General features: G+C 30.4%; 10 protein-coding genes. All 10 read right to left on the bottom strand.

Annotated elements, in window-relative coordinates:
- Positions 1-172: 172 nt before the first annotated feature.
- The 10 genes from H526_RS0117805 to H526_RS0117760 all read right to left on the bottom strand — a co-directional run bounded on the left by H526_RS0117805 (position 173) and on the right by H526_RS0117760 (position 6,638).
- Positions 173-637 carry a hypothetical protein gene (locus H526_RS0117805; protein ID WP_027394136.1) on the bottom strand — a complete coding sequence of 155 codons (465 nt, stop codon included), beginning with the start codon at positions 635-637 and terminating at the stop codon, positions 173-175.
- A gap of 162 nt (positions 638-799) precedes the next feature.
- On the bottom strand, positions 800-1,420 hold the full coding sequence (locus tag H526_RS0117800; RefSeq protein ID WP_027394247.1) for a hypothetical protein: 621 nt from the start codon (positions 1,418-1,420) through the stop codon (positions 800-802).
- A gap of 76 nt (positions 1,421-1,496) precedes the next feature.
- Positions 1,497-1,952 carry a DUF2750 domain-containing protein gene (locus tag H526_RS0117795; protein WP_027394246.1) on the bottom strand — a complete coding sequence of 152 codons (456 nt, stop codon included), beginning with the start codon at positions 1,950-1,952 and terminating at the stop codon, positions 1,497-1,499.
- A 6-nt stretch (positions 1,953-1,958) separates the two neighbouring features.
- A complete protein-coding gene (locus H526_RS0117790) occupies positions 1,959-2,276 on the bottom strand; it encodes a hypothetical protein (RefSeq protein ID WP_027394245.1) in 318 nt (105 codons plus the stop codon).
- Between the two features lie 217 nt (positions 2,277-2,493).
- Positions 2,494-2,886, bottom strand: coding sequence for a hypothetical protein (locus tag H526_RS0117785; RefSeq protein ID WP_027394244.1), 393 nt, complete (start codon positions 2,884-2,886; stop codon positions 2,494-2,496).
- The gene (locus H526_RS0117780; RefSeq protein ID WP_027394243.1) at positions 2,879-3,343 is read right to left on the bottom strand and encodes a DUF6896 domain-containing protein; all 465 of its coding nucleotides are present in this window, start codon (positions 3,341-3,343) and stop codon (positions 2,879-2,881) included. Before H526_RS0117780 ends, H526_RS0117785 begins: the two co-directional genes overlap by 8 nt.
- A gap of 94 nt (positions 3,344-3,437) precedes the next feature.
- The gene (locus H526_RS0117775) at positions 3,438-4,067 is read right to left on the bottom strand and encodes a hypothetical protein (protein ID WP_027394242.1); all 630 of its coding nucleotides are present in this window, start codon (positions 4,065-4,067) and stop codon (positions 3,438-3,440) included.
- A gap of 212 nt (positions 4,068-4,279) precedes the next feature.
- A complete protein-coding gene (locus tag H526_RS0117770) occupies positions 4,280-4,831 on the bottom strand; it encodes a hypothetical protein (protein ID WP_155839723.1) in 552 nt (183 codons plus the stop codon).
- 98 nt (positions 4,832-4,929) lie between these two features.
- Complete coding sequence (locus tag H526_RS0117765; protein ID WP_027394240.1) at positions 4,930-5,850, bottom strand: hypothetical protein; 921 nt, start codon at positions 5,848-5,850, stop codon at positions 4,930-4,932.
- A gap of 296 nt (positions 5,851-6,146) precedes the next feature.
- On the bottom strand, positions 6,147-6,638 hold the full coding sequence (locus H526_RS0117760) for a hypothetical protein (RefSeq protein WP_027394230.1): 492 nt from the start codon (positions 6,636-6,638) through the stop codon (positions 6,147-6,149).
- Between the last annotated feature and the right edge of the window lie 31 nt (positions 6,639-6,669).

The raw sequence follows: 6,669 nt of genomic DNA, 5'->3' as shown, positions 1-6,669 counted from the left end.
TAACGTTTAATATATGTGTCGTAGCAGCGCAAAATGTTACCTTAATTTTGGATAAATCTGCGCATTGGTTGCTAACTTTAACTTTTGCAAGCATTGCGTCATCATAAATATACAAGAACCAACCGATTGATCACTTTGCTGCTATGATCACATATATGTTGTTAGAGCATGTTTATTTTTTTCCGATAACAGTCATTCCGTAATCTCCTTGCGATATTTCTTTTCCGTCATTCAGATTTTCAAATATCATATATACTCCGTTGTTTAATTTAATCGTAATTAATCCTAAAGAGTCCGTATCCTTTGAAAAGTTAAGTTTTTTAGAATTCAATTCATTAGTTACTTCATCAAGAGTAGGGTGGATGCCTTTTTTTAGAATCCAATTATCCATAACATTTAAACTTTCTCCTCCGTCAAGTTCGTTAACGTAATCATTGAATATTCCTGACAGATGAGTTTTATCATCAAAATGTAATTCAAAATTCCCGTATCTCCATATTCTAGAGGATTCTTTAGACTCTTTATTCAGCCAACATTCAGGGACCAGGTTTTGATTTTCAATTTCGGATTTGCTTTGTCCGATTTTTAGAAAACCAAACTCTCCATTAGTTATTAATCTTGTGAAATTTATATTCAATTCAGATGAGTGTTATTTATAATATGCTCTAACGTATTTGTGTATGATTAGTTGCGCTATTTAAGTGTAAAAATAATTAAAACATTTGAAATTAATTGTCAGCGAGATTTGTCCGAAGGAGCAAATCCTTAAGCAATTAATTATACATTTTGTTGTGCATAGTTATTTTTTCCATATTCCAAATTCATTTCGGATTAAGTCCAAAATTTCACACATATAATTTAATTCATCAATTTCGGGATAATGTTTTAAATATCCGTCGGGATTAGAAAATTCAAATTCATTCGCTCTATTCCAACCTTTGACCTGAACTTTAAATCCTTCTCCGTCCAAAATCGCAATCTGTTTGTTCATTAATTCGTATTCCTCAATTTCTTTTCCTCGATATTTCTTTTTTACTTTTTCTACATTTCCACGAGTTACTAATTTCCATTGTATTTCGCTCAAACTTGGCAAGTCTAAAATATGACTCCGAACAAAATTTTGAAATATAAACTCCATATCTTTTTCCGATGTTAGAGTTTGCTTTTCAGTCCGCAATTCGGCTTGTCCGTTTACTTTTGCGTAATGCTCGTAAAATTCCGCTGTCCATTTCTCCGATTTGTCTTTAAACATTCTAAAAAGTGAAGAATAATTGGTTATTCCACCACCTTGATAAATTCGGACTTCAGTTTCGTAAGTCAGCGAATCAGATAGTTTTAAATCAGAGTTGATTTCAGTTATATTTTGTGCTGAAATTCCAATTGAAAATAGAAATATTATTAAAATCTGGATGTTTTTCATAATTATGCACAACGTCGCATGTATGAATCGTTGTGGCGGAGCCACTATGATTTATACATCTTGTTACCTGCTTTTTTTATTGAATAATCTCTTTTACTTGTTTTTCTATATCAGAAATTCCACTAAACTTTCTAAAATTCAAATCCTTTCCGTTTAATTTTAATTCAGTAGTTAATTCCAAAATCAAATCTAATGGTTCAACTTCATAGCCAAAAAGATTTTGGTCAAACTGCGTTCCAATAAGTAATTCATCATTAGCCATTCCAATACACCAGTTTTCTATAAACTCAACTAATGGAATTTCGGTAACGTTATATTTTTTCCATTCGTCTTTTGCGCAAGATTTAGCTTGAACTTTTTCTGACCAAAAACATATCATTCCGATTGGTTTTCCATAATCATCTTCATATTGAGTCGAGCTTGATGTAGCAAATCCATTTTTGCTTTTCAATCCATAAACTTTTTCATTTTCGGAAACAGTTTTTATGAATTTTAGATGTCTATTTTTAAGTGTTATTGAATTTTGGAACATTGCTTTTTATTTATTCTCTTGAAAATATTCATAAGCAAAACTTTCGATTTCGCCGTTCAGTTGATTTCCATTTTCGTCTTTCAAGTCATACATTTCTTGAATTCCACCAATTGAAGTAGAACCATCTAAACCTAGTAAAATTGTGTAAAATATGTCCGAGAATGAAGAGTCTAATACTTTTTTCATTATTTTATTCTGTTCGTCCGTCAAATTGAGAGACTTTATCAACACTCCAACCTCAGTCTCTGAATTGTTCGATAAATATTCTTTTAATAGTTCTTGTTTCTCTTTATGAAAAGCTTTTACAAATTCCTCTGTTGTCATTTTTTATTAATTGCAGGTAACGTCTCGGCTATGGTTAGTACGGGAATTAAAAGTAGTGAACTTTCGATTAAGCACTTAGCCAAAACTTTTTATTTTGTTTTATTTTTTGTTCATAAAGCCAAATCAAAAAGATTTGGCGGACTTGGTTAAAAGCTCTAAACTTTGGGTTAAGCACCAAAACCCGTATTAACTATAGCCATTGTTGTGCGTTCGTTTTTCATTCTTTTCCTAACATATTTTCATATTCCTTTACGTGATGTGGAAACTCCTCTTCGTAAAAAGGATAACTGATGCCTAAAATTGAAATTTCATATCCATCTTCTTTCATCCCTGTAATTGCATTTCCAGCAACTCCTTTTATTTCAATTCCGTCTTGTCTAAATACTTTTAATTCCGACATTACTTGAGTGTCAATAAATCCATATTCTGGGTCGTCAGTATTTATCACGATATTGTTTTTTAAACAATAATCTTTGAAGACTTCGTAAGGCGATTCAATTCCATCAAATTCAATCAGTCCAAAAACTACTCCCATAAGTGCATCAGCTTTTTCTAATTCAGTTGTTCCGATTAGAAGTCCATTTAGTAGTATGTTGTATATTTTATTCAATTACTTTTTTTATTTTACCATTCATATATAGTTTTTCGACAACCAACTTTAATTTCTGCCAATCCATTTCTGCAACTTCACTTTTGTATTTATCGACTGATTGCATATAAGACAAAAGAAACCAAGAATCAATGTGTCCAAATTCAGGCGGATTACTTAGAACAACTTCCACTTGTTTTTGATGTTTTTTATTGTAGAATCCACATTCTCCACCGTGAAAGCTATAATTCCATCTATTCGAAAGTTCTCCTCTTCTCGGTATATTTTTATTGCTTCTAGATATTAATTTTTCATAGTCTTCTTTAACTTCAATATTTAAACCATATTTTTCTCCGAGTCTAAACATAAGTTCTTGTCCCTCTTGACGATAATCAATTATTGCTTCTTGAAAAATATCAAGATTGATATCATTACTTTCTTCTTTTTTGAGAAGATTATGAATCCATTTTTTAATCATTGATTACTGTTCAATTTCGGTTCTCGTAAATGACGCACAACGGTTAATGTAAAATGCGTTTTAATGCATTTTTACATAGTGTTATGTACTTTTTTCACCAAGATATCATTAAGATACTTTTTCCTTGAGTATAATTCTGGATAAAATTATTTTCAATATTTCCTTCTTCATACATATGATTGTTTGGAGAACTAAAATCCAATAGTTTTTTAAAACTCTTTTGTTCACAGTAAAAACTATCATTTTTAAAGTATTCACTAAATCCATTTCCCATTCCTTTTCGCTGGTATCCAGCCTCTCGGAAATAAGCGACTTTACGATTTAGTTTTCCTTCATAACAAATACTTGTAAATTGAATTTTGCGACTATCCTTTAATTCTATCTCAATATTATCTTGTTTTTTATTAAAATTACTGATTCCATTGTCGATTTCGAACTTATTTATTTTTTCTTCGAATAATTCGTCAGTTCTACTCACTACTAATTTAAAATGTCGGTATCCGTCATTTAATTCTTCTAATTCAGTTCTGGATAATTTTAAATCTTGGTCATTATCAAATACAGCGATAAATTCCCAAAATCCATCTACCAAGGAATTCTTGTAGACTTCTTCAGATAATCTATTTATATCTTTTACCCCCAATTCTATCTCCTCTTTCAAAAACATTTGTGAGGAATCAGTTTTTTCAGATGAAAGTTTCCAATGTGTAATATCCAGTCCCATATTAATTGTACATAACGTTTAATATATGGCAAGTTGGGTAGAAAATAAGCGATTACTTTCGGTTTAGCCACAAGCCAAATCTTTTTATTTTGTTTTATCTTTTTTCTTTTAATACCAAATCAAAAGATTTGGTGACTTTGTAAATAGACAACTACTTTTGGATTAAGCACTAATCGCCCAATTTGCTATATATAGTGTTGTACGTAGTATGTTTAGCGTATTAATCCTTTTTCCATTTCTTTAAATGACAAATCCGTTCCAAATTCAAAGTCAAATCTTGGCATTGTTTCACTAAATTTTTCAAGATTCAGTTCGTTAATCGTTAAAGGTTTTTCGGGTTTGAAAAAAATGTCAAATTGTTTCTTTTCAGTAACTCTATGAACATCTTGTAAATCGTATGTAAATAATCCTTTCTCACTATATTCAATCCAATCATCTAATCGACAATCCTCTTTTGTCAGTTTTATGGCTTTTGTTGTTTTTTTAAGGTTTTCTAGTCTTTCTTCAAGTTCTTTATAAAGTTCAAGTGATTTTGTCACACATTTAGGTCTGTAACCTCTATTAAAAGACGAAAAGATTGCAATTTGTCCTAGTTTATCGATTCCGAACCAATCAAATTCATAGTCACAAGTTTGATTTTTAATATTTTCCCAATCACTTTCGGTCAGATATTCTATATTTTTTAATTCTTCAATATCGAAATTAGTTGTGTACTTTATTTCTTTATTCGATTTTTTATCAAAGAATTTTTTCAGATTCCACATAGTTTGGTCAATATTACGTACAACGTTCCTTGTATGTTGCGTTTGCCTGCCGAAGGCGGCATATGCAATATACAAACTGTTGTAGCTAGTTTTTTTATTTATGTGTGTTGAATTATAAAGCACATTATTTTGCTTTCAGGTTCAAAAAAAATATATAAATCTCCATCTCCCCAAAAGTTCATATTTTCAAAATATTGTTTATACCATTCATCTTTCGGTTGTACGTTTGTACGTTTGGTTTTTATATCAACTCCATCATAAGTCAGTTGACAAAGTAACTTCATTGTTTTCTTTGACTTTGGGCAAGTAGGAATATCAGGATATTGAATCCAACTAGGAACTGAGGTATGTCCAATTCCGCCAAAGTTAGTTTCTTTTTGTGTTGTTATATATACTTTTTCATAAACTATTTCAGAATTTGGTTTCAAATCGTCATATGAATTGTCCGTTTGTTTTAATTCCTCAATGTTTAACACTTTAGGATTTAGTGGGTCGGAATAATCTATAAACAACTTGTCAAAATTCAAGTAAATTGGTGCTGCTATATGCAAATCATAAGGAAGCCAATTGAAAGCTTCTTCTGTTTTTGAGAATTTTCCTAAATATTGAAAAGGTGCATTAAATTCAAATTTTGGAATTTTAAATTCATTTGGTATTTCTCCACCTAAATAGCTTTCAGATTTTGCTGCTTGATTAAGGCTATAAATCTGATTTGGTTTTAATTTTTGATATTCAAATCCTATTTCACTTTCTTTTAATTTTCTTTCAGTTCTGTGTCCTTCATCATTATCGTAGGCTTTAATTAATTTCCCTTCTTTAAAAACGAGATCAATTGAACTCCAAATATTATTGGCGGTTTTTTTATCTACAACTTGTGTTTCGAGAAATTTTTGGCATTGTTCATCTCCGTTAAATTCTGCTTCCCAACCAGCCAAATAAATATGTTCTTCTTTTTGTCCAAAACAAGAGGTAAATAATCCCATAAAAGTCAATAATATAATTTTGGTTAGTATTCTCATTTCTCAATTCTGAGTAACGTTTTTGTAATTGTTTGAAAATCAACATTTTTTTATCCGATCTTTTCCGTAAAACGTTTCCACAAAGTAATTAATTTTTCAGGAAATAGAGGGAATTGGCTACAACGTTTAATATATGTGTCGTAGCGGAGCAAAATGTTACCTTGCTTTTCGATATTTCTGCGCATTGGTTGCTAACTTTTACTTTTTGCAAGCATTGCGCCTTACCAAAAATACAACAACCATTCAATTCATCACTTAGCTGCTATGATCACATATATCGTGTTGTAGCTAGTTTTTTAATAAGATGTACCAGATTTACTTACGCCATATTTATCAGGAACATACAAATGAAATGTATTTACTTCGTCACAAAAGTCTGGCTCCGAAATTATTGACATTTTTTCACCAATAGTATCCGTCATAATCTCTTTGAGTTCGTTAACATTCTCAACAGTATTCCATTCCGAACCACCATTTTTTTTATATTCTTTGTAAGTATTATTTACAATTAACAATTCAGGATCAAAATTATTTTCGACTTGAGATTCCGTTACGGTTTTTATAAAATCCTCAGTTACTATTCCATTATTTAATTCATTAACCTCTTTGAATACAGTTATTGAGTCACTTTCATTACTCTCATTAATAAGTTCATCTAATTCATTTGAATTCTCCATAAAGAAATAGTTTCGGTTATTTCCAGAGTTAGGGATTCTAACTAATACTAAAACTTTAGCATTGTCTTTTAGTAATTTCGTTACTGATTTTATGAAGTCACTTTTTGTCATTTACAGACTTTGATTTAATTAGCTACAACGT

The organism is Aquimarina latercula DSM 2041 (genome assembly GCF_000430645.1).
Taxonomy (GTDB): Bacteria; Bacteroidota; Bacteroidia; order Flavobacteriales; family Flavobacteriaceae; genus Aquimarina; species Aquimarina latercula.
Note: the sequence above shows the minus strand (reverse complement) of the source record. Positions and strands in the feature narration are given on the sequence as shown.